20 protein-coding genes are annotated in these 22,957 nt (G+C 52.0%); 2 read left to right on the forward strand and 18 right to left on the reverse strand.

Features of this window, described 5'->3' with window-relative positions; all coding sequences use genetic code 11:
- From MHI43_RS27100 to dgt, 3 genes are read right to left on the reverse strand one after another with little or no spacing between them, the layout of a single operon-like run.
- The gene (locus tag MHI43_RS27100; RefSeq protein WP_081746352.1) at nt 1-981 is read right to left on the reverse strand and encodes an RsmD family RNA methyltransferase; all 981 of its coding nucleotides are present in this window, start codon (nt 979-981) and stop codon (nt 1-3) included.
- Nucleotides 982-1,030: 49 nt separating this feature from the next.
- Nucleotides 1,031-1,972 (reverse strand): LLM class flavin-dependent oxidoreductase, encoded by a 942-nt coding sequence (locus tag MHI43_RS27105; protein ID WP_036665136.1) that lies wholly within the window; start codon nt 1,970-1,972, stop codon nt 1,031-1,033.
- A gap of 24 nt (nt 1,973-1,996) precedes the next feature.
- Nucleotides 1,997-3,412 carry a dGTP triphosphohydrolase gene (dgt, locus tag MHI43_RS27110; RefSeq protein WP_015737342.1) on the reverse strand — a complete coding sequence of 472 codons (1,416 nt, stop codon included), beginning with the start codon at nt 3,410-3,412 and terminating at the stop codon, nt 1,997-1,999.
- 416 nt (nt 3,413-3,828) lie between these two features.
- Between dgt and MHI43_RS27115 the strand changes: the two genes are divergently transcribed.
- Together MHI43_RS27115 and MHI43_RS27120 are read left to right on the forward strand one after the other, a co-directional pair.
- A complete protein-coding gene (locus tag MHI43_RS27115) occupies nt 3,829-5,148 on the forward strand; it encodes a polysaccharide lyase family 7 protein (protein WP_036665134.1) in 1,320 nt (439 codons plus the stop codon).
- A 99-nt stretch (nt 5,149-5,247) separates the two neighbouring features.
- Nucleotides 5,248-10,212, forward strand: a complete 4,965-nt coding sequence (locus MHI43_RS27120) for an alpha/beta hydrolase fold domain-containing protein (protein WP_036665132.1) — start codon at nt 5,248-5,250, stop codon at nt 10,210-10,212.
- A 265-nt stretch (nt 10,213-10,477) separates the two neighbouring features.
- Here the strand turns inward: MHI43_RS27120 and MHI43_RS27125 are convergent, their stop codons facing one another.
- From MHI43_RS27125 to MHI43_RS27195, 15 genes are all read right to left on the reverse strand, one after another.
- Nucleotides 10,478-10,744: a hypothetical protein gene (locus MHI43_RS27125; protein WP_015737345.1), complete on the reverse strand. Its 267-nt coding sequence runs from the start codon at nt 10,742-10,744 to the stop codon at nt 10,478-10,480.
- Nucleotides 10,745-10,955: 211 nt separating this feature from the next.
- Nucleotides 10,956-11,741 carry a glycoside hydrolase family 73 protein gene (locus MHI43_RS27130; RefSeq protein ID WP_036665130.1) on the reverse strand — a complete coding sequence of 262 codons (786 nt, stop codon included), beginning with the start codon at nt 11,739-11,741 and terminating at the stop codon, nt 10,956-10,958.
- Nucleotides 11,728-12,180, reverse strand: coding sequence for a phage holin family protein (locus tag MHI43_RS27135; protein ID WP_036665128.1), 453 nt, complete (start codon nt 12,178-12,180; stop codon nt 11,728-11,730). Before MHI43_RS27135 ends, MHI43_RS27130 begins: the two co-directional genes overlap by 14 nt.
- Before the next feature lie 259 nt (nt 12,181-12,439).
- Entirely contained in the window at nt 12,440-12,610 is a 171-nt protein-coding gene (locus MHI43_RS27140) for an XkdX family protein (protein ID WP_341283185.1), read from the reverse strand.
- Nucleotides 12,597-13,178 carry a hypothetical protein gene (locus MHI43_RS27145; protein WP_036665126.1) on the reverse strand — a complete coding sequence of 194 codons (582 nt, stop codon included), beginning with the start codon at nt 13,176-13,178 and terminating at the stop codon, nt 12,597-12,599. The genes MHI43_RS27140 and MHI43_RS27145 overlap by 14 nt, the downstream gene beginning before the upstream one ends.
- 12 nt (nt 13,179-13,190) lie before the next feature.
- A complete protein-coding gene (locus MHI43_RS27150) occupies nt 13,191-15,863 on the reverse strand; it encodes a hypothetical protein (RefSeq protein WP_036665125.1) in 2,673 nt (890 codons plus the stop codon).
- Complete coding sequence (locus MHI43_RS27155; protein ID WP_036665122.1) at nt 15,864-16,409, reverse strand: YmfQ family protein; 546 nt, start codon at nt 16,407-16,409, stop codon at nt 15,864-15,866.
- Complete coding sequence (locus MHI43_RS27160) at nt 16,406-17,464, reverse strand: baseplate J/gp47 family protein (RefSeq protein ID WP_036665121.1); 1,059 nt, start codon at nt 17,462-17,464, stop codon at nt 16,406-16,408. The genes MHI43_RS27155 and MHI43_RS27160 overlap by 4 nt, the downstream gene beginning before the upstream one ends.
- Entirely contained in the window at nt 17,457-17,870 is a 414-nt protein-coding gene (locus tag MHI43_RS27165; protein ID WP_036665119.1) for a DUF2634 domain-containing protein, read from the reverse strand. The genes MHI43_RS27160 and MHI43_RS27165 overlap by 8 nt, the downstream gene beginning before the upstream one ends.
- Nucleotides 17,867-18,163 carry a DUF2577 domain-containing protein gene (locus MHI43_RS27170; RefSeq protein ID WP_036665118.1) on the reverse strand — a complete coding sequence of 99 codons (297 nt, stop codon included), beginning with the start codon at nt 18,161-18,163 and terminating at the stop codon, nt 17,867-17,869. Before MHI43_RS27170 ends, MHI43_RS27165 begins: the two co-directional genes overlap by 4 nt.
- 6 nt (nt 18,164-18,169) lie before the next feature.
- Nucleotides 18,170-19,135, reverse strand: a complete 966-nt coding sequence (locus MHI43_RS27175; protein ID WP_036665117.1) for a phage-like element PBSX protein XkdQ — start codon at nt 19,133-19,135, stop codon at nt 18,170-18,172.
- 12 nt (nt 19,136-19,147) lie between these two features.
- Nucleotides 19,148-19,867: a LysM peptidoglycan-binding domain-containing protein gene (locus MHI43_RS27180; RefSeq protein ID WP_036665115.1), complete on the reverse strand. Its 720-nt coding sequence runs from the start codon at nt 19,865-19,867 to the stop codon at nt 19,148-19,150.
- Between the two features lies 1 nt (nt 19,868).
- On the reverse strand, nt 19,869-21,851 hold the full coding sequence (locus MHI43_RS27185) for a hypothetical protein (RefSeq protein WP_036665113.1): 1,983 nt from the start codon (nt 21,849-21,851) through the stop codon (nt 19,869-19,871).
- A 194-nt stretch (nt 21,852-22,045) separates the two neighbouring features.
- Entirely contained in the window at nt 22,046-22,468 is a 423-nt protein-coding gene (locus MHI43_RS27190; protein WP_015737358.1) for a phage portal protein, read from the reverse strand.
- Nucleotides 22,469-22,497: 29 nt separating this feature from the next.
- The gene (locus tag MHI43_RS27195) at nt 22,498-22,956 is read right to left on the reverse strand and encodes a phage tail tube protein (protein ID WP_009594586.1); all 459 of its coding nucleotides are present in this window, start codon (nt 22,954-22,956) and stop codon (nt 22,498-22,500) included.
- Between the last annotated feature and the right edge of the window lies 1 nt (nt 22,957).

The following is a 22,957-nucleotide window of genomic DNA, read 5'->3' on the forward strand; positions in this document are numbered from 1 at the left end:
TTACTCGCACAGCCAAATATCTCTTATGAAGCTCCCCTTGCGGGTCGTGCAATGAGAAAGCACCTTCCACCCCGTGTCCGTCAGCTGCTCTCTTAGCGGCTCCGTACTGACGATGACAGCACGATCTGACAAGCGGCGTAAGCTTTTCAGCATCCGCAACTGCTCATCCTCTGGAAAGACGGAACACAGATTATACGGCAAATCCAGTACAGTGGCATCATAATGTCCATGCAGCGTGTTCATGTCCTGGACGGCAACTTTATTGTCATCATAACCGTAGTGCCGGAGATTCACCCTCGCTCCGCGAACCGCGAGCGGATTGATGTCACGGCCCTCGGCCGGGATTCCCATCGAGAATGCCTCGATCAATACATTTCCCATTCCGCAGCAGGGATCCATGAGCGTGGCACCGTTTATCCGAGGCACGGCCAGATTGACCAGCGCCCTGGCCACCCTCGAGCTGAGCCCTGTCGAATAATTTTGCGGCTTCCGCTTATGCTCCAGCCAGGCACGTTCAGGCTCGTGCAATACCCCCAATCGCCAGATTCCGTTTAGGGATATCAGGCCGAGCGTGACATCCGGAGATTTCATCTGCGCCGTTCCTTCGATTCGGCCACCTACCATCCGTTCGAAACCGCGCAATTGATCATAGCTGAAACGATCGCCCGCCTTAAGGCAGACGACTTTGAAGGTCGTTTGGTTAAGTCGAATGCGGCCTGCTTGCTCGGCGATGCTTTCGATGGATTCTCCAATCATCTTGACGTCAAGGCAGGCCGATAGGAACGGGCTGCGATCCGGATCGACCCGCCGCTCGCTTTCCAGCCAGTCCGCTCCGTCAGGCCCCTGACCGAACAGCTCCGTCAGCTCCATCAAGCATAGCGCCCGCTCGGTTTCATGACAGGCATACGTATACAGATAAGATGATATATCGCTCATGGAGGACGGACCGAAGGTCATGTCATAGTCGTTCGTATTCATCATGTATTTCGTCTCTCTTCTATTATATATGTGCAGCAGTGTGCAGCAGTCGCTACTGCCCCATTAACAGCCGATACGATTCCAGCCGCGCACTGTAATCGCTCACGGGGGTAACGACCAGGAACTCGTCGCACCGGTATTTTTCCGCCATCATCTGCAGCTTATCTCGCACGCTTGCAGGCGTGCCGATGATTAGCCTCCGGGATGGACCGGCAGAATCGGAATCCGTCGGTTCCGAAGGAAGGGTGCTCTCCCCAGGCCGTGGAATTAACGCGGCCAGCTTCCTTGCTTGCTCCTCCGTCTCCGCGCAAATCACGCTCACCGCCACCATCGCACGCGGTTCTCTCAAATCAGCGCTTGCCTGAAAGCCTTCCCTGTAAGAACGGAGAATCTCCGTCCCGTCCGTATCGCTCATAAACTGTCCGAATACATAGCCCGTCCCGAATTCGGCTGCATACCCGGCACCTTTCGTATTCGTGCCCAGCATCCACATCACCGGCTGCGCTGCGGGTACCGGTTTGGCTGCCACCGGCACATCGTCGTAGCGATACCGGTCCTCCAGCAGTTCGGTCAAAGCCTGAATCCGCTGCGGCAAATCCGCCACATGCCCCAAGAAATTCCCGCTAAGCGCCATGCTCGTATGAGCCGAACCTCCCGGAGCCCGCCCGATCCCGAGATCGATGCGACCGGGATACAGCGCCGCCAGCATGCGGAAATTCTCCGCCACTTTCAGCGGGCTGTAATGGGGCAGCAGCACGGCCCCGGAACCGAGCCGGATGCGCGTTGTTCGGGCGCCGATATGGGACAGCAGGATCTCGGGCGACGCACAGGACAGGTGCTCCAGATCATGATGCTCCGCTGCCCAGTATCGCCCGTAGCCCCATTGTTCAGCAGACTGCGCCAATATCACCGCTTGCTGCAAGGCTTCTTCGAACGAGCTCTCTCCCCATCGCGGAACCAGATCAAGCACGCTCAGTTTCAATTGGCTATTCATGCAATCCCCCTTGTATCGCGGTTACTAATCCAAATCATAGATCGAACCCACCTTGAGTCCATATAACTCGTTATAGATTTTCTCGGCAAAAGCGTCCGTCATCCCTGCGATATAATCAATCACCATATGCTCCCACGTCCAGATCGGCTGGGCCCGCTTCTGATCCGCCTCATAACGCTGTAGCCAATCGGATGGAATGATCGCCGTTGAAGCGACAGGATCCAGAAAGGCATCCCACAATCGCTTGATGATCCATTCGCTGCGCTTCTGCAGGCGCTGAACCCGCAGGTCGCGAATCATGGTCACCCAGGCGAAACTTTTCAGGACGCTGACGGTACGCAGCATATCCTCGTCTTCGACGCCGTCTTTGACAAACGTGACCTTTTTCCAATCCCCGTTCGCGATCACGCCAAGGCTGCCCACAAACAGGCTGACCCAGTAGGCCTTGACCTCGCGCCGTGTACGTGAATAATCATTCTCGCAGGTCGGCATTTTTTCGTTCCATATTTTCAGAAACTCGTCCAGCACCAAATCCACCTTCGGCTGGATCTGCTCCTTGGTCCATCCCTTCCACACCTCGTCTTCCAGCGTCATGATCTTCTGCACGATCAATTTGTTGAGATGGCTGTCCCGCAGAAAGTGCTCATGCACCTCAATCTTCCCGGCTTTGATGCCATCTTCCAGATCATGCGCGGAATACGCGATGTCATCGCACAGATCCATAAGCTGCGCTTCCAGCGTTCTGTGCGTGCCAGGGATTTGCCACTCCTTCCGGATATGAGAGATGTATTCCCATTCATGCCGGTACATCCCCTTGGGATTAACCAGGCCGGAGAACGGATATTTGTTGATGCCAAGCAGCACCGCATCCGACAGGTTGAGGCCGTTTACGTTCTCTCTTTTCTCCAAAAACATGATCAGCCGGAAATTGTGCGCGTTCCCTTCAAAATGTTCATATTTGCGCCGCATGGCCTGCTGCACCTCGGCCGCCTGCTCCGGTGTCGGCGTGCCGGGCTGGCGCGTCAGTTCCTTCTCGGTCCTGCGGTCAATGAGCTTCTCCAGAATGCCCTGCAGCACCTCTTCGCCCTTATGGCCGAACGGAGGATGCCCGAAATCGTGGGCGATCGCCGCGCATTCCACCACCTCGGGATCAATCATCAGCCCTGCGTTCTCGGCCTGCTCCGGCAGCACTTCGGGATAAAGACGCGTCAGGCTCCGTGCAGCTTCTCTCGCAATCTGCGCCACCTCAAGCGAATGCGTTAAGCGCGTCCGGTAGTAATCGCCGGTGCCGGCGCCGAATACCTGCGATTTTCCTTGCAGCCTGCGGAACGTCGGCGAATGGATCAGGCGCGAATAATCCCGCTCGTATACCGCGCGTGAAGCATCCGACTTCGTTTGCTCCGGATATTGGCGATGCTCTCTAAGCTCCTTCAGTGTCATTTGTCCCACTCCTGTTTTTTTATCTATTTAGGGTCGATTCGGAATCGTTCGTTCTTTAGATTATATGCCATACGGCATCCGAAGAAAAATGTTATTCCCTTTCCGCCTGTTCCCTCATTGTATACCCGGCTCATCATATCCGTTATCGCCATGCAAGATATTTCCTGTCCGAGTCAGGTGTGGCGAAATCCAAATACACGATGCTTCATCATCCAGGAAAGCTGCTTGGAGGCAGAAGGCGCAATAAATCCTCCCATTATGCAAAAATACCAAGTACTTATAGGATTAACACAAGACCTGTGCGCACATTCTTGCTACGTTTTAGGTAAGCGCTGTCATACCAGTCTGAAGCGCACCGCAGAAAGGAGGGAAATGATATTTATTAACGATTACATCAACCTACGGGAGGGATCGCCGTGAAACGAAGGTTTGCTTTACCCAAAAGAATAACCTTCTGCCTGATCAGTGCAGCCATGCTGCTTGCTCCTTTGTTTGAAGGACAGAGCATGGCAGCTAATGAGAGCAAGTACCCGGCTTCCGCATCGGCCAGCAGCTACGACACCCGCTGTGCTTGCGATGCATCGAAAGCGGTGGACGGCAATCTTAGCACACGCTGGTCCGGTGAAGGCAAAGGCACTTGGCTGAGACTGGATCTTGGGTCCGCCCAAACGGTTTCATTGGTCAAGATCGCGTTTTACAACGGAGATTCGCGTACATTCACCTTCGATATCCAAACCTCATCGGATGGCTCCAACTGGCTTCAAGCCCGGAACGCTGTCACTAGCGCTCTAAACAACCAGCTGCAATCCTTCTCCATCCCCGTCGCGGAAGCCCGGTATGTACGCATTGTGGGCTACGGCAACACCTCCAATGACTGGAACAGTTATACGGAGGTCGAAATTTGGGGAGACCCTACGGATGGAGGAGGCGGGGCCCTTGACCCGGCTAAACCCCCTTCGGGCAATTTTGACCTAACCAAGTGGAAAATCACCCTGCCTGACGCGTCCGAGATTCCAGCTAGCGCACTCGCCGGCGGCTATGAGCATCCGGGCTGGTTCTATACCGATCCCGTCAGCGGCGGCATGGTATTCACATCCCCTAATATCGGCGAGACCACCACGAACAGCACCTACACCCGCTCCGAGCTTCGGGAAATGCTGAATCCGTCGACGAACAGCGCCTCCTCATGGGCCAATAATTGGGTAACCTCTACCTCCTCCCCATCCATAAAGTCGCAGGCCGGCGGCGTGGATGGAACGATGAAGGCTACCTTACGCGTGGATCGTGTATCCGTCAGCGGTAACGAAGCCGATAAAATCGGCCGCGTCGTGGTCGGGCAAATCCATGGCCCCAGCACCGAGCCGATACGGCTTTATTACCACAAGCGTCCTTCGGACAGCAGGGGTGCGGTTTATTTTGGGACCGATGATCTGGACAACAACAACACCTGGGTGAACATACTCGGCGGACCGAACCAGCTTAACCCTGTAAACGGCATTGCCCTCGGCCAGACATGGAGCTATGAAATCAAGGTGACCGGACTGTTCATGACGGTAAAAGTAATCCCGGAGGGCGGATCGGCCACCACCGTGAACCATACCCTCCCAAGCGGTTACAACGATAAATATCTTTACTTCAAGGCAGGCGTCTATAACCAGAACAAATCCGATACCACCTCCGATCAATCCGACCATGTCAAAGCCACTTTCTTCTCACTAACGCACATGCATCCGTAGCTTCCACTTGTCCATCCGATGCCCGGGACAGTCCAGCGCCTGCTTCCGGGCGTTCTTAAACACGCTTCAACTACCAATCGAAAAGCGAGGGATGAAACGTTGAAGAAGAAACTTTACCGGTTCTCATGCCTAGTCCTCTGCCTGCTGATAACCATGAGCGTCATGGCATCCCCAGGGCAGCTTCCTGTTATATCTGCACAATCTGTTGCAGAATTCGATCTTGCGGCAGAATCTGTTGCCTCAGCTTCCGATCTCCTACCGGAACCAGAAGGTCCGGATATTCTGTTCTTCTCCGATAACTTCGATTCGGAGCGATACGGCACCGCCGGAGGGGTCGTCGTTCCCCTGCCCTGGGTTCAAACCGGGGAAGGCGGAAGCAAAGCCAAGACCTCCGTATCCGGCAGCGCGCCGTCCACGCCGAACCTCATGAAAATCGACGTGACCGATTCCGTCTATCTGCCCGTCAATACGACGGGTTACGGCAACATCAAGCTGAGTTATTATACGAGAGCCTCCTCTTATGTCAGCGGAAGCATCGTGGCAGAGTGGTCCGGCGACGAAGGTTCAACCTGGAGCCTGTTGGAGGATTTCAAGCTGGCCCCGGGAACTCCTGAAGCGCCGCGCAGCGAATCCAACACGTTAAAAACCTGGACGCTGCCGCCGGAAGCGAACAGCAATCCGAACGTGCGAATCCAGTTCCGGGTAGGTGATCCGATGAACGCCAATATGTATATCGACAGCGTCTCGCTGTCTGGTCAGGCCATCCCGGGCATTCCGCCTGCGATCAATCCCGTGCCTGAACCCCCGCCGGCCGAAACCGGCCCATACCCTGCTCCGGAAGGCGTAACCCTCTATGAGGACGTTTTGATCGGCAAAGCCGGCGACCGGGACCTCTATACGTCCATCGCCGTTCCGAGCACTCCGCCGGCCGAGCCTATGCCGGTCATGATCTACATTCACGGGGGAGGCTGGAACAAGGGCGACCGCAAAAACGCCCTGGGCAGCATCTGCAACTATGTCCTTAAACGCGGGTATATCGGCGTTTCCTTAAGCTACCGTCTAACTCCCGAAGCGCCTTACCCGGCCCAAATTCAAGACGTGAAGCTGGCCATCCGTTATTTGCGCGCCCACGCCGAGCAATACCACATCGATCCGAGCCGAATCGGCGTCTGGGGCACTTCGGCGGGAGGGCATCTCGCTTCCCTGCTCGGAACGACGGGAGACCTGACTCTGGAGGACACGGTCACGCTGGATACCGGGGATACGGTGCATCTTCCCGATATCGAAGGCGCCGGTGGCTGGCCGGAATACTCCACCAAGGTGCAGGCCGTGGTGGACTGGTATGGACCTGCCGATTTCACGACCGATTTTGCCGACCGGTACAGTTCGGTCACGAAGCTGCTCGGCGGGCATAACGCCCTGTCCGTCCCGATTGAAGCACGGCTTGCCATGCCCGGAACGTACGCCACTCCCGATGATCCGCCGTTCTGGATTCGGCATGGAGACGCGGACGCCACCATCCCTTATACCGACAGCGTCACCTTCGCCAATCAATTGATGTCTGCCGGCGTTCCTGTGGTCGATTTCGAAATCGTTCCCGGCCAAGGCCACGGCTTTACCGGAGAAGCCAAAACAACCGCGGATGCGGAAGCTTGGGCCTTCATGGAGCAGCACGTAAAGAATCTGGAGGTCACGACGCCGATTCTCTACAAAGACGGCTACACGCCTCCTGATCCGACGGATCCGACCGATCCCACCGACCCGACTGATCCTTCAACGGGCATCCCCGTTGAGGTTGGCCGTTTGGAGCCCTCGGACGATGCGTTGATCGACAGCTCCAAACCGGACGCCAATATCAATTCCGCTACAGGCACAAGCGTCGGTCTGTTTAGCGTTTCATCCGGTACAACCAACAAAAGGTATGTCTATTTCAAATTCGATGCTTCCACTCTGAGCGATCCCGATTACCGCTACGAATTCCAGGTCGCCGCGAAAAAAGGCACCAGCAACACGGATCTTGAGCTCTCCCTCTACGGGATCGAGGATACAGCCTGGAGCGAAAGACAACTGACTTGGAACAATGCACCCGTGAACGTTCTCGATCCAAATGCTTATATTGGATCGTTTACCGTACAGGCCGAGAATGGAGGCCGGCCGGAGGTATACAGCGTCGATGTGACGGACTATGTCCGCAGTCACCTAACAGATGGCAGCGTATCGTTTCTCCTGGCGGATGCGGCCCATACCGGTGTCAGCGTCAATATCTATACCAAGGAAGCCAACGGCTCCAGCAATCCGAGACCTGCCATGGTCGTGAGCGAATGGGTGGATTCCAGTCAGGATACAACGCCGCCGTCCTGGCCGGACGGAAGCCGCCTGTCCATCGGCAGCATTGGCGAAGATTATGTGCATTTGTCATGGCCGACGGCGGAAGACAACAAGATCGTCGCGAAGTATAACGTTTATCAAAACGGCGTCAAAGTCATGGAGCTGGACTCCGACATCACCCGCCATGAAGCGGAAGAGCTATCTCCGCACACGGAGTACAGCTATAAGGTCGAGGCCGTGGATGCCGCCGGAAACGTCAGTCCGGTTCCGCTTACGCTGCAGGTTACGACGCTTAGCGCTCCCTTAGCGCCTTGGCCAGTGGTCTCGGTCACGGCAAGCGGCAGCGACGGCAACATCGAGGATAATACCCTGGACCAGAATCTGTACACCCGCTGGTCTGCCGCCGGCGACGGTCCGTGGATCATGTACGATCTCGGCGAGGCCCGGGACATCGGTTATCTGGGCATCGCCTTCTATAAAGGGGACACTCGCGCTACGGAGATCGATATCGAAACCTCCGATGACGGCGTGACCTGGTCTCCGCTCTTCAACGGTTCGAGCAGCGGAACCACCACCGCGATGCAGCCTTTTGACGTTACGGACACGAGTGCGCGTTACGTGAAGCTGACCGGGCGCGGAAATTCGGACGGCAGTGCCTATACGAGCCTAACGGAAGTTCATATCTATCCGCCTTTCGCTAACGGGGATACGCCCGTGGCGATCATTCCGGATTTAGTGCCGCAGCCGCCGGAGGGTACCGTTCCTTTTACCGCCCCAGGCATGAAGAATGCGGACGGCAGCGACCATCCGGTGCATCAGGCTTTTGCTGCTACCGGAAGGACGTTGAACGTGGTCGATTACGGGGCTGATCCTGCAGACAATGCAACGGACGATCGACCGGCGATACAACGAGCAATGGATGAAGCGCTCCCGGGCGACGAGGTGTTTTTCCCGAATGGGGTTTACAACTTAAACAGCACGCCCGATGGACTGACCAATCTGATGCTGAAATCCAAGGTCAATTTACGCGGGGAAAGCCAGAACGGCGCGATTCTAAAGACCTCGCTGAACAAGGTCCGCAACAGCACGATGCTGAGATCCGCCAAACAGCATGATCTGACCATCTCCAACCTGACGCTGACATCTGCCTGGGATGGCCAGTACACGACGGATCACAGAATCAACAACCCGGATGCCGGCGGGCCCGACATGATGATCATTGCCGCTAATTATGGCGAGGCGCCATCGTACAACATCACGATCGACGGCGTGACGATCGAGAAATTCAGCCGCATGGGCGTCCGCATCGAGAACAGCCATGACATCGTTGTCCGCAACACGACGTTCCGAAATGCCACGGACCTCGGTCCGGGCGGTGCCGGGTACGGCGTATCCATTCAGGGCGTGCCGAAGGTCGACCGCAACGGGTTTGCCAACGATACCAGGTGGAATCTGGTCGAGGACTCCTCCTTCGAGGGGCCTTACCTGCGACACGGCGCACTCATTCAATATGTGGCCCATAACAATGTGATCCGGCACAACGAATTCCGCCAGGTCCGGCTGGATGCGATTGATCTGCATGGGGAGCTGGAGTATTTTAACGAGATCCACGAAAACCTGATCACCGACATGCCGTATGGCGGCGGCATCGGCATCGGGAATACCGGGGGGACCGCCCCGACCAATCACAGCAAATCCGGCCCGAAAAACTATATCCACGACAACACGATCCGCAATGCGCGGGAAGGCATCGTCGTATCGATGGGCTCGCCGGATACCATCATCGAGAACAACCGGATCGAGAATACCCTCGATATTCCTAACGCGGCAGGCATCAATATTTTGAACGGCCCGGGCACGATCATCAAAGGCAACACGATCCGCCAGAATACGGCCGAGCATTATTGGGGCATCCTGCTCGAGCATGACAACGGGGACACCAACGCGGGCGGCATCGGAGCCGGAGACCCGGAGAACGTGCAGATTCTGGACAATACCATCACCGGCAACAGCAACGGAATTCAGCTCCAGGCAGGCAAGAATATCAAGCTAAGCGGCAATACGCTGGACAATATCGGCGAGAACTTCACGGCGGCACCTGGCGTCACGTATACCGATTTCACCGTGGGCCTGGAGTACAGCACGACGGCCCCGACAAATGGAGACGTTATAGCAGCCTTGGTGTCGGAGAGTCCGATTACCGTTACGAATAACGGCGGATCTCCAACTTACAGGTTTACGGAGAACGGTTCGTTTACCTTCGAATATGCGGATGAGGACGGCAACGAAGGCACCCTAACGGCAACCGTGTCGAATATCGATAAAATCGCCCCAGTTCTTAAGGTTACGCTCTCGCCTTCCGTATTGAAGGCGCCGAATCACAAAATGGTCGATATTCGCGCCAGCCTCGAATCCAGCGATGAAGGCTCTGGCGTTGCGTCCATCGTGCTAACCTCCATCACCATTGAGAGTGCAGGCGGCAAGGGGGGTAGCCGGGATAGCCAGGAGATTTCCATTGAGAAAGATAAGGACGCGAGTAACAGCGAAAGCAAAGGCAAGGGAGGTGATCGAGGACCGGATGTTCAGGATGCCGAATTCGGTACCCATGACACTCATTTCCGGCTGCGAGCGGAGAAATCGGCACGCGGCCAAAGCCGAATCTACACGGTGACCTATACCGTTACGGATCATGCGGGGAATCAAGCAAATGCGGTGGGGACGGTGAGGGTGAAGTGAGGTAAGGTGAGGTGAGGTATAATGCCTGGCAACGCGTGGGGAGGCACGTTATTCTACCCTTTTACATCGAGAAATTAGTTGGTTTCCCAGGCTAGGGTAACCCGGAGTAGAAAAATCATCGAAAACTGCATCGCTGCTTTATTTTAGTCGCCGCTAGGCGACTTTTCTTTTCAGGCTATTCATGCTTGGTTAAACATATTGACCGATAAATATTACATATAAGCGGTAATTTATAACACGCCTACCGCCAATGCGCCAGCTCCTTCTACAACGGGGCAATAATCCAGCGAATATGCCGGGCGGGGATCGTATTCTGCACAAAAGTCAGAAGGCCCAGCGTGACGGAATCACCGAAGCGGTCCTTCTGACCGTCGGCGTAGACATAATTTCCGTTCACACCGCTAGTCAAGGGAATGGTACGGATATACAATGCCTTTGATTCCATGTAAGCATGAATATCCCCATCGAATTCCTCCACACCCGGATAAGCTTTCTCCCCTTCTACATGCGTTAACAGATACTTTGCCATCATGATTGTTCTCCTTCTGGTTTATATGATCAGGAATTTTCCCTGTAAAACCCGTGCCAAAAATAAAAAGGCCGCCTAATGGCGACCAAGCGGTTCCTTATTTTGTTTTCCTTACACTTCAATTTCAAGGGAAGTTGTATCCAAATTCATTCAAAAGAATAAAGAGCTACCCTGTTAATTAGATGGAACCGTCTCTTAAAGAAAACTCTAATCGTCACTTACTCCCTTTACTGATAATCCCCAGACGATGCAGCACGGTCATGATCCGGTAAAAATCGAAGCTGCCCTCAGGATCATGAAGTACTCCTGCCTGTTTTGCAGCTTGTACCGCCGGTTCCGCCCAAGACGGAACCTTCGCAGGCTTCTCCGTCTCCGCCGCCTTAAGCCTGGCATTCATCTGCTTGATGGCATTGCCCTGCTCGGTTAGCAGTTTCATTGCCGAAGCATACTGCTCGTTAAGCTGCCGAACCTGGTCCTGTGTTTTTTGCAGTTCTGCCGTTAATTGTTCGATTTTCATGCGTTCCTCCTCCTCCGGACTAGGCACATCATATTGATGGAGCGAATGCTGCTCCATAATGGAAATGAGCTTTTTGGGATAATTGGGGTCAGTGGCATAGCCACCTCTCCAAATCTCCGTGGCCGCCGTTTTATAATCCGCCCACAACACGCCATGGTAGCGCTGCGGCTTGTCACGCGTACCGTTCAGGATCAGCCGGGTATGATCGGCAACCGATTCATGCCAATGGTTGTATTTTCGAAATGAGGCTTGAGTCGTATAGGGCGTCTGTCCCCGGTATTCCGTTGTCTGCATGGTGACGCTGCCCGCCGGGCCGGTTCCTTTGATGCCGAACAGATTGTTCGCCTTTTGCGTCAGGCCGCTCGTTCCCCAGTTGGATTCCAGGATTGCCTGGGCAAGCGTAAGCGAAGCGGGTACCCCGTACTGACGCATGTCCTGAGCAGCTATGGGGGCCAGCTTGGCTATAAATTCAGAGGGCCTCATCCTTTTTCTCCTCCTTTCCTGCGGTTGGCTTTTCCCCTTCTTCGGATTTGATCTGGAATACCTGTACCACATTACGCAGAGACTGGGGGATCGGTACCCCCATTCTTCCTACGTTCTCAATAATAGACAGCAGCTCATTCGCGAGATAGAAGAAGATCACCGTATTCTGAAAATAATTCATCTCCCCCAGCACCCGGTCCACCAGATGCATCAGGGCGATGATGAGAAAAATGGTCATTTTGCGTGCAATTCCAGTATAACCAATACGGCTGCGCAGCTCGCCGTTCATCCAGGCCGCGCCCCACCCGGTCAACCAATCGATCACCACGAACCACAACAACAGATGCAGCGGCAGCGACCATCCGCCCCAGACGTACCCTGTCACGGCCCCCGTCCCCGCCACCAGCATCTTAAAAAACTGACCGATGTGCTCATACATAATTCTTCCTCCTTTGATAGGGTTTTGAAGGTGTGAAAAAGCCCTCGGGGGAACCGAGGGCTTGGATTGAAAACCTTATTTAAGCAGTACACCACTTCGCATGCGGATCATGCTTCCGATCGCTGTTGCCCCCAGATTTTTCTATAACTTTATGGATAGGGTTAAAATCCGTGGACAAAGGCGACCGCTCCGCTTCTCCAGCACGATTCCGCCTTCTCCGTTGAAGCTTCTTCTCATGTGAGGCCATTCAAAGCAGCGTTTAGTATGCCTCGCCAGTGATGACTTCATATTCATCCGAGGTGATCACGCCAAACGCAACATACTGTCTCAATTGAGATTTCTGCGCCCACTTCTTGTCATAGTAATACTTCAAGCGTTCAAAATCGTTCTCGAACATCGTCTCCCGCTCCTTTCGATCAGCTATTTTCAAGTGACAGCAACCGCAATTCAAGTCCCACGATTTGAGCGCCCTGTGCCTCGTTCTGCTGACGCAGCTCCAAGGCCTCCAATTCCCGCGTTACCATCTCGCTACCTAAGCGATCCATTTCATTAGGCTCTACTGGTTGGGGTCTGGTTAGCTCCTCGATTTCCTCTGGGGTTAGGCCTTCTACCCAAAATATCGGCGGAGCCGGAGACTCCAGAACCGGCATGTCGCCGCGCTGCTCTTCCGGGAGTACATGCCATTTAGACAAGGCTTGTTGGAATGAATCTTGTGCTGCGCTTACGGCAGACTCGTATGCATTCCAGGCTGCGAGATCAAAGCGCGGGCGGAACAAACCGGGAATAACCGGAATGCCGATGATGTAGCCGGAGATGTTGGATTCTGGTTCGTTGGGCGCTTCGCCTTCTGGTTGAGTTACGTTTTCTGCTGTCGTTAGCACATCTAATATTCCTTGTTCCATGTTGGAATAAAAAGGGACGACACCAGAAAAGGTATCGTCCACTAGGGTGTCCTCTAAATAGAGGCCGTTTGTATTTACTTTGGGAACGGCTTTCATGTGGTGCCTCCTTTATTGTTCGGCTAGGAATGGTGGTAAATACAACATTACTGACGTGTTGTAGGCATTTGATGAGAATATTACATCACCATTAGGATTAATATCGATGATGGTTGGGTATGGAGCAGTCCCATTTAAACATAGTGTTGGGAATGATAAAATTTTTATTGGTCTATAACCTGGGGGTAATTTTGCAATTACTGTCCCCACGTTTCCAACTCCCCCGGTAATAAGCCCTCTCCCATGTACAAAACCTTCAGAGTCTTTAGAGAAACCAAAAGTAAAGTGAGTACTGGAATTAAATGCATTCCAACCATTCAAAAGTGTCGGCGTTATCCATACAACAGAAGCATCTTTATCCACCTTCTTATTCATCAACACGGATACAGCAGTCGCTTTCTGCTGCACGGCATCGGTCAGTTCTTGGAGCATGACCTTTTCGTTGGCAGCGTACGATCCGCTAAATGAGACGATTGGCGACTTGTCCAGAGTCAAGTATGTGACAGAGTAGGCTGCTGCTGGATCGTACCTTCCGCCGCCTACCATGTACAGTCGCTCTATACCATACGCATATGGAGCATGGCGTTCAAAGGTCCACGATGTGTTATCGGTCATCCCGTTCTCGTACACATACAGAAATTTATCAACTTTCATTTTAGTTTTGGAAATTTCCTCACCAGGATAAGTTGAGTTAATCACTGTATTACCATTACTCGGTACCCTGTACGGTTTCACACTCTCCCGAACCACAATCCCCGTCCCAACTTCGATCTGATTATCGCCTTCATTAAACTTCAGCATGCCTTCGGATACGATAGGCTCGACCGTTGGCGTTGCTAATTGGTAAACGAGTTGATAGGGGGTCCATTCCACAGCGGGTGTTGTTGGAAGAGTCGTGGTCCAGTTGGAACGGTTCCCCACCAAAGATTGGACTAAATTAACCCATGCTTTTAATCCAGTTCCATTGTAAGGAACTCCGGCGCTACCGCTCCCGTCATACATCTTCCAGCCCATAAAATACGCCCTAATCTCGTCGGCTGTCGGCGTGTAGTTATCACCCCATCCGCTGTCTGTGTCGGATACGACAATCTGAATTTTATTCTGATAGGCAGTATTCAGTAAAAAATCATCAAAAGTATTAAGGGCATTGTTTTCAATCTTGTATTTCATTATTTTACCATCGAACTTGGTCATAAAGGCAGGAAGAGCTGCATTAGTACGGCTGCCGTCCGGAATGACGGGCTGTATATAAACAATTTTGGCCCCTCTTGGTACATTCCCTTGATTTATGGGGATTACAAAGTTGCCAATTAAGTTATCAATTACAACATGTTTCCACTTCGCCAGTTTGAAATACTGCCCGTCCTTCTCGAACACCTCGTCAGCATTCGCATCTGTCAACGGATCAGCGAATAAGTCCGTTTGCAGCGTGAGTATACAGTCTTCACGTGGTTTGTGTGTTCTAACCGTAGCTCCGAGATTAAGCGTAATATCTTCGACAACATAGTCACCAACAGCTGCATCTTGTGGTGCTACAATACGAACCTCCATAGTTTTGATGTTTGCTGGAGTAGCAAATGTATCTGTACCAGTACCTGTTCCGCCGACAGAGGTTCCAGGTGTGTCTAACACATACAAACCAGCTTCATCGTAACCCAGTACATCAACGTACACCCCATTATATTTTTCAATGCCATTATGAGTAATTATCGCACGGAGTGTATATTTTGTATTAGGTATAGCGGGGATGAGATTAGAGCGGTATTCTACTACTGTTTCACCTGTAGCTTTGACCAAAGCCGAATATTCCGATAGCATTTTCGTTGACCGTTCCACTGTGCCTTCAAAAAGTGTGGGAGCCAAATTCTCTCCGTACCGGATCGCATACGGATTTCGTACAGGCGTTACACTATTAACATAAGGATATTTAATATTTCTTTGCTCAGGGGAAAGAGTTCTAAAGATAGTATCTTCTACTTGTGAAATTTCATAAAAACTAATATTTTTAATATCAAAATTTGCTGTTGCAAATACTCCGGCAGCATAACATGTACCAATAATAATGTTTAAAGCATTATTAGACCCTACTTTAATAGTATGATAAACTCTTTGCCATACTCCAATTTTAGTTTTATCAGCATCTGTTGCTCCTTCAACAGTACCTCCAACTTTAATCTGCCCTGTACCAGAAATACTGTTTATTTTAACATCTGCAGATATCACATAATATTTTCCAGTATCTATACTATAATGTGAGTTACTTACCTGCTTATAAACTATATATCCTTCATTTGTATTTTTAATATCTACATTAATAGTATCAGTATTATTATAAATTGAGTTAACGGCGACATTTAAAGTTACTATAGAAGGATCATTATTAGATACATAAGATTTTCTCCCAGCCAAATTCACCAGCGTCCTACCCTTAATTCCACTCAGCTTAAAAGGCGCGCTCCGCTCCGCGTTCACGATCTGAAGTCCCGGCTGGAGCACGACTTCCCTGCGTTCTTCTGTGTCCAGGCGCTTTTCCAAAGCGTCGATGGACGCACTGGTTTCACCCGCGAACCGATCTACGGCATCCGCGTTCTGATCAATATACTTCTCCAGATCGAAATACGTCGTGGACGGCGAGGTTCGATCAATTTTGTTCAACCCGATATTCGGCGTAACCGGATTCGTCATTTAGGCTCCTCCTCCCAACAATCTGTCTTGTGTCGTTGCTGATATTTCCTCGAACGTCATGCCCTCCACCTCGGCGATGGTAAGATAACGCAGGGCGTAATCAACCGCCATATGGGCGGGTTTGATCTCCTCAATGGCCGATTTCAAATCGCTCAGATTTGGCGGAATGCCCAGCGTATCTCTAAAATGAATCGTCACTTTATACTCCGCCCGCTGGACGGATACCTCGATGCTGCCCCGCTCATAGGCTTGTGCCACACTTTTGAGCATGCTGGCAGACACCTTCCCGCTCCCCCGCATTTTCGAGATAATCACCGACCGCCGCTGTTCAATCGGCTTGGATAAGTTGACCGGGATGTTCAGATCCTGCTCATACCTGGATAGCGCCCAAGTGGCGGTTTCGGGATAATACTGATCCAACTGATCCTCCAGTTCTTGCGCCAGCTTGTCCAACTCAGCCCCTTCGGCTCCGGCAATGGCTTTCATTTCCCGAACATCATGGTAAAAGGACGGCAAGTAACCCAGCCAAGCTTCAGCTTTACTCATCGGACCGTCACCGTCCCCAGGACAGCTACCGCTTCCTGTTGGATCGGAATGCTGTCCGTTCCTCCATTCACGGTCAATACCTCGTAGTCGATGACAGCCGGAATATCCAAAATCACGTTGGCGATTCGGTTATACCGGACCAACGGGTCGGACATCGCGAGGTCTTTCAGATACTGGCGCACGCCTTGCTCAATCGCTTCCTGCACACCATCCAAGCCGGCCCCATCGAGCAGCGTAACCTGCACTTCGATATGGACTGGCACTTCAGCAGCTCCCACAACGGTGACCACCGAACCGACGGGAGCCGCCCCTTCTCCCATGCCATCCATGGTCGGATCGATATGCTGCTGCACTGATTCCACTACGGAAGGCGTAGGCGAACGCATCTCGTTATCCAGCAGCACCACCTTGACCGTGCCGGGTCCGTCCCATAACGGAAAAGCCTTGGCCTTGCCGACCCCGGCTTTCTCCCTCGCCCATAACTCATACTGATTCCGGTTCGCGCTGGTCACGGGCCGGGAGACTTTTTCGCGGTATCGGTCATATAACGCTTCATCCGATTCGGTGTCTTCGCCAGGTACCCAGAGCTCCACCAGTTCGGCCTTAACCAAACCTTCTACGTATTCCAGCGGAAGCAGCGAACCGAATCGACGGTTGCCTTCCTTCCCGCTTGTCTCGCATTCCAGCACATACTGCCCTGCACCCAGCCGGGTCATGACTTTGTAATTCAGCGGATCCAATGAAAAACGGCTCCCTATGGGCACATCCACCGGGGCGCCGTTACTGCCCGAAAATTGCCCCAGCAGCTGTGCTTTTGTAGCCTGCTTTCGGGTCAGTCCCGACCAGGCAATGCTCCGATCCAAAAATTCGCCCGATGCCGTAGCGGCAAATTTCAGGTTCATGGAATACTCCAATTCCACATACATCTGGGCAAGCTCAGCCGCAGAAGGTGCCAACGCATCGTAGATGATGCTGCCCTCTCTTTTGTCCATACCCTCCGGGATGCGATCCAGCATCCGCTCCAGAATGGCTTCATACGTCTGTTCCTCAACCATCCTCCCTCACCTCCTTGGTCATACTGTAAGTGCCATACACGCTTCGGACCGTAAACTCTGCCATGGCCAACTCGCCCGTAAACGTAATGTTCATGTCATCCACTGACAACACGCGATCATCCTGCAGCAGCGCTTCCTTGATATGCCGCTCGATTTCAGCATAGGCCCACAGCGGGTCGCGGCCAATGACGGAGTCCAGCTCCTGCCCATAGTTGCTGCTGTAGATCAGATGCTCAAATCGGCGAGTCTGAAGGATTTTGACGACAGCCTGTTTAACGGCCTCAAGCCCGTCAATGTGACCGGAGATCGTCCCTACCTCCAGATTCAAATCATATGTCAAACTAGGCTGCTCCAAGGTTTCGACGATCTCGCTACCCGGCTGCAGCGTTCCTCCTTGCGGGATCATGACGGCTTCACCAACCGATCCAGCACGAGATACGTTTGCCCGCCCTGGTAACGTATGAGCAGCACCGTGTCTCCCGTTTCCAGCCCTTTTCGAATCACATATTCCGCGCCGCCAATGTTCAGCTTGTACTCGGTCATCGACTCTCCGATAACTAAAAAATCCTCCGTCAGGCTGAAACGCTGATCCACGTTCACCTCCAGAGGATGGATTGATGCGACTGTGCCGTACAGCACCGCCATCGGGTTTGTGCTACCCACGGCGCTGAGACTGGCTTTTTTGATAATATCCAGCATCCCTGCTTACACCACCTTCATATTCAGCGACATCGTGTGCGTACCGTTCGAGAATTTATGCGTACACTCATCGATGAGATACGGCTTCAAACCTTCTTCCGGCAGATTCACATAGATCGTGTTTCCGGCACGGACCCGTATATCCCCGATAGCCTCGATCGACAGCGTCTGCTGCTCCCTGTTCTTCAGCTCCAGCAAATTTTGCGCTAACTGCTTCAACTGAGCGGGATTCATGTTCTCGTCAGCAACCTCGTATAACTGGAGCAGGCCCCACTGGGCAATGTTTTGTCCGTGCTGATATAGGTAAACGTCCCGCTTGCCCGTCTGCTTGTTGTCCCGCACGACTTTGATGCGGTTGTACGTCTCGTTGTCGATGCTTTTTTTATATGAAAAATCCGTCATGAGGCTGTCTTCTCCCACCGCAAGCATGAGCAGCATGTCATTGATGTTGGTCAACGTCAGTTCGCCGTACCGGTCGTAAAACATATAGTACTGCTTGGTCGCGATCAACGTGGAATCCAAGGCCTTGCAGATGATATCGATCAGTTTCTTGTCTGCTTCCAGCATGGCAGGGATCGTATGGCCCGTATCGGCCAGCGTTCCTGTCTTCAGATTGAAATCCTTGGCGATCTTCCGGATGATATCCTCCACCTTGGCATTCGTGAATCGGTAGGTGTCGTTGCTGGACAGGTAGCGCAGCTGATCGTAAGCCATCACCTTAACCTGGGCGTCCATGCCCCACTCTTTGGAAAAAACATACCCATAAAACAGTTCCTTGTTATCCTTGCGGAAGCGCACAATGTCGCCGTTCTCCACTTCGAATGCCTTGCTCTGCGCCAGGCCATCGTTCACATAGTTGATATCCAGACTTGCCGGCTTCGCCTGACGGCTTGTTTTCCATGTGATGTCGGTTACGATCTGCCCCAAATCCCACACGCTTCCGTTCTTGCGGTCAATCATCAGTTCGATCATGGCGCCACCTCTTTAGGGAATTTTCAGAACCCGGCCGACGGCCAGCTTCCGGACCTCATGGTCCTTGATTCCATTCAGTTTTTGGATGTCCGCATGACGGGAACCGCTGCCGAGCAGCTTTTGGGCAATACTCCACAAGGTGTCGCCTTTGGCAACCTTATAGGAGGTTGGTTTTTTGCGGTCATCCGGCCTGTCTTTGTTTTTCACCGCAGCGGCCTTTTTGTCCTTAACCGGCATAACCTTGCGTGCCCCATAGAACACATAGCGCTTAAGCGTGATCGAGAACTCGATATCTTCCGGCGATCCGGACATTGTATTCCAGTTGAAACTTTCGATGGAGGCCGCCATGTTGATGCCAAAAGACTTCATCGCCCGCACCACATTCTTGCCATCCGTAACGCTCAGCGGATCGGGAACAAGCCCCGTCATAACAAAGCGAATAGGCCTTCGAGACTCCATCCAGCCTTTAATGGTATTTACGTAATCAATCGGAAGCTTCAGCTTCTGGTCAGAGCCTAGATGGACAAAGGGGTACACCCTACCCGGAAAAAAGCTTTCAAACGAGATCTCCGTCAGCTTTGGATGCAGAATCGCATTCACTTCGCCAAGCCCCGCGACCGTATAGGATTTGCCTTCACCGCTATCCTTGATGTCAATCCGCTCAGGGTTCACCGGAAATCGAAAAACCTCCTCCTGGTTATTGAAGCTCAGAAAAAAACCGTAATCGCTCATGCTACAAATACACCCCCTCGGCACTGGACACAAACTGCTCCTCCAGCGTCCGGTTAATTCTCGACATGATCGTATCCAGATCGGCCCCGGAATTAATATCTCCCGTCGTCATCTGCACAGTCGGCGTCAGGGTGATCATATTGCTGATCGCATTCACTTCCGCCAAATCGCGCATCACCTTTAGATCCTCACTTGCCACGTCCACCGAGTTATCCACTTTACCAATGGAATCGATGCTGCCGCCCGCAGGGGCTACCGGGATTGGGGCCGTTGGCATGGCGGGCATGGACGGGGTTGGGGTGGTTTTCGGAACGGTAACATCGTATCCGGTTTTGCCGTTGTTGTATTGTTTTAAAAGATCCTCGTTGTTCTTGCCCAAGTTCTTATCCGGCATGAATTTATCCTTGAAGGTATCCATCGAAAAATCTTCTATCGCTTTCTGTCCCGTATCCTTAAAATTCGTAAAGTCTGCTTTATACTCAATCTCGGCGATTTGCTTGGTATCTACGCCTAGAACTTTACCGAAAAAGCCCGCTACCGCGTTCACACCTTTAATGATCCCGTTAATGACGGAAATGACCGTGTTGACCGTGTTTTGCGCCAGATCGACAATGAAGCCGAACACGTTACTAAAGACCTTTTTCAGTCCTTGTGTGACTACACTCCAAACACCGAATGCTGAAATCACGGCGATAATTAAAGCAATTAAATACATAAGTGGATTCGCATTAATAATCATATTAAGAATCCTCATTGCTCCGGCTTGGATGCTGGTTGCTGCCGTTAAGAGATTCGTTTTCATAGCTGCAGCTAGTTGAGCGGCTCCATAACCTAAAGCAACGATTCTACTGGTTATTAGCCCAATATTGAGGATTCCTAGTAATACAGCTGCAAACGTAATGATGGGCAGTAACCCCATAAATATGCTGATAACGTTCCAGATTGCCATTCCTACGCCAGAAATCGCACCTTTAATAAATTCCCATGCCGGTGGCACCAGTTCTGCAATCCACATAAACACTTGGACCAATACAGATAACCCAATTGTTAAAGCATCAATGAACGGCTGAAATGCTCCTGATTCAAATGCGGCACTTATCATTTCCATTAACGGCATAATGGCTGCCAAAGCTCCAGTTCCAATCTGAACAAACGAGTTATCCACTAGTCCCAGCAGCTTCTGCCACTTGTTAACGGGAGAATCCATCATTGAGCCTAATGCTTCTTGCGTCATGCCGGATTTTTGAAGCAGCTTATCCATGGATGAGAGAAACGCAGTAAAATTGCCCTTAGATGAGGTAATTTCCGCATTGAAACTTTTGATTTGGGCATCAGGAATATTAAAATTTTTCGCTAAAGAACTAGTATCTCCGCGCATTGCACTCATAATTGCCTCTGTTGCATCTTTAGAACTCTTGTTTCCTGACGACATCATGCTCATTCGATCGGCAAAGCCAGTAAGCTGCGTGAGTTGATCCGAATTTTTGGTTGCCGACATAAAGGTCAGTGCGTTTTCTAGAGATTGATTAACATCCGAGCCCGTCTTCAGCGCATTATTCTTAAAAGTCTGAAACATCGCAGTTCCCACTTCCGCATTACCTGCTTTTACTTTAAATAGATCTTCTAGCTTCTGTTCCTGAGCAGCAGGAGCAATAGTCGCCTTGACGACAATTTCTCCCGCTTTATATGCCGATTTGGCAAATTTTAAAGCTTTGCTGAGGGCGCTCGCTTTCTTTTCGCCTTCCCCCATTTTTTGATTCATTTGTTCGATGCCATCCACAACTTTTTCGGTCATCTGAAGCATTTTTTCTTTATACGAGACAGATTTTGCCGTTGAACGCGTTAATTTTTCTTGCTCTTCCTTAGCCTTAGTAATCTGTTTGACAACCTGTTCGTATCCCTTTTCAAACTGCAGCCATTGACCAACCAACACATCATTGGCCATGTTGTTAAAGTACGACAGCGCATCCTTTACACTCGCCATTCCTTCACCCCCTTCTTCTACAACCTATCTCCGCTTCCGGACTCGCTCCAGCTTCTCCTTCTCCACCCGCATCGAGATCATGGCATAGATGGCGGCCCGTTCCCGGACCGACATCGCCATGAGCTGGTGAGGAAGGATGTGCAATTCGTGGAGGGCGTAGTACGCATAGTTCGCGTCTCCGTCGCCCTCTTTGATTAGTTTTTTACATCATCCACCAGATCGTTCATATCGCGGTCAAAACCGTTCAGGGCTTGCACCCGCTCGCCAAGCGCGGCGAACTCGCCGGGCAGCAGCATTTTGCGGAGCAGGGATTCCGCACCGAGCACGCCGTAGGATTTTTGCAGCTCGCTGTTTTTCAAATCCGGGTAAATGACGCTCGATACCATCAGCTTCGCCATATAGTCGTTCGGGTCGATTTCCGGCGTGAAGACGCCATTCTTACCCTTGACCTTACGCGTAGCCGCTTTGCGGCACTCCTGGTTCTCCTCCTCCGTGATGCTGCGCAGCTTCCAAGGAACGGGGCTCCCTTCTGCGTTCTTAAAACGAACAGAGACCACGAATTCCTCCGTGATCTCCGCAGACGACTGCCCAGCAAAAAACATACTAAAATCGCTCATATTCCTTCCTCCTCATATATGAATAAGTATTAAGCCAATGGGTTAAACGGCGTCTCAATCCGCACATTCTCAAACGTGAAGGCCACTTCTTCCTCCAGTGCCTCCGCTTCCGTGTCTAGAGATGCCATAATCACGCTGTCCAGGTTGACCCCTTCCAAAATCACCGTCTGACGTCCCGTCGACGAGCCCGGATCCTCGTTGCGCACTTCGATCATGAAGTAGGCGTCTTTGCCGGTCTGAATGTATTCCATCATCAGCTCGCGGAACAGCGTGGTCACGTAATAAATGGTCATCGTGCCACTGCCCTTCCAGCCAATGGCTTTGTGCTGCACAGCGCGTTGGCCCATCGTTTTCAGCTCAGCTTTTTCCTTCTCCACCGTAGCTTCCAGTGTTTTAATGTAGAACATTTCCTCCATACGGTCGCCAATCTTGACGAATGCCTTGCCCTCTTGCCCCGAAATCGTGTCGCTTGCCCGCAAAAATGCCATC

This window comes from Paenibacillus sp. FSL H8-0457, from assembly GCF_038051935.1.
Lineage (GTDB): Bacteria > Bacillota > Bacilli > Paenibacillales > Paenibacillaceae > Paenibacillus_AQ > Paenibacillus_AQ lautus_A.

Excerpts from the sequence above, each read along its gene's own strand:
- MHI43_RS27190 (WP_015737358.1), bottom strand. The coding sequence starts at position 22,468 with ATGAGCGATTTTAGTATGTTTTTTGCTGGGCAGTCGTCTGCGGAGATC.
- MHI43_RS27155 (WP_036665122.1), bottom strand. The coding sequence starts at position 16,409 with ATGAGTAAAGCTGAAGCTTGGCTGGGTTACTTGCCGTCCTTTTACCAT.
- MHI43_RS27175 (WP_036665117.1), bottom strand. The coding sequence starts at position 19,135 with ATGATCGAACTGATGATTGACCGCAAGAACGGAAGCGTGTGGGATTTG.
- MHI43_RS27125 (WP_015737345.1), bottom strand. The coding sequence starts at position 10,744 with ATGATGGCAAAGTATCTGTTAACGCATGTAGAAGGGGAGAAAGCTTAT.
- MHI43_RS27165 (WP_036665119.1), bottom strand. The coding sequence starts at position 17,870 with ATGATCCCGCAAGGAGGAACGCTGCAGCCGGGTAGCGAGATCGTCGAA.
- MHI43_RS27170 (WP_036665118.1), bottom strand. The coding sequence starts at position 18,163 with ATGCTGGATATTATCAAAAAAGCCAGTCTCAGCGCCGTGGGTAGCACA.
- MHI43_RS27135 (WP_036665128.1), bottom strand. The coding sequence starts at position 12,180 with ATGTATGAGCACATCGGTCAGTTTTTTAAGATGCTGGTGGCGGGGACG.
- MHI43_RS27100 (WP_081746352.1), bottom strand. The coding sequence starts at position 981 with ATGATGAATACGAACGACTATGACATGACCTTCGGTCCGTCCTCCATG.
- dgt (WP_015737342.1), bottom strand. The coding sequence starts at position 3,412 with ATGACACTGAAGGAGCTTAGAGAGCATCGCCAATATCCGGAGCAAACG.
- MHI43_RS27150 (WP_036665125.1), bottom strand. The coding sequence starts at position 15,863 with ATGACGAATCCGGTTACGCCGAATATCGGGTTGAACAAAATTGATCGA.
- MHI43_RS27195 (WP_009594586.1), bottom strand. The coding sequence starts at position 22,956 with ATGGCATTTTTGCGGGCAAGCGACACGATTTCGGGGCAAGAGGGCAAG.
- MHI43_RS27160 (WP_036665121.1), bottom strand. The coding sequence starts at position 17,464 with ATGGTTGAGGAACAGACGTATGAAGCCATTCTGGAGCGGATGCTGGAT.
- MHI43_RS27130 (WP_036665130.1), bottom strand. The coding sequence starts at position 11,741 with ATGAGGCCCTCTGAATTTATAGCCAAGCTGGCCCCCATAGCTGCTCAG.
- MHI43_RS27180 (WP_036665115.1), bottom strand. The coding sequence starts at position 19,867 with ATGAGCGATTACGGTTTTTTTCTGAGCTTCAATAACCAGGAGGAGGTT.
- MHI43_RS27105 (WP_036665136.1), bottom strand. The coding sequence starts at position 1,972 with ATGAATAGCCAATTGAAACTGAGCGTGCTTGATCTGGTTCCGCGATGG.
- MHI43_RS27185 (WP_036665113.1), bottom strand. The coding sequence starts at position 21,851 with ATGGCGAGTGTAAAGGATGCGCTGTCGTACTTTAACAACATGGCCAAT.
- MHI43_RS27145 (WP_036665126.1), bottom strand. The coding sequence starts at position 13,178 with ATGAAAGCCGTTCCCAAAGTAAATACAAACGGCCTCTATTTAGAGGAC.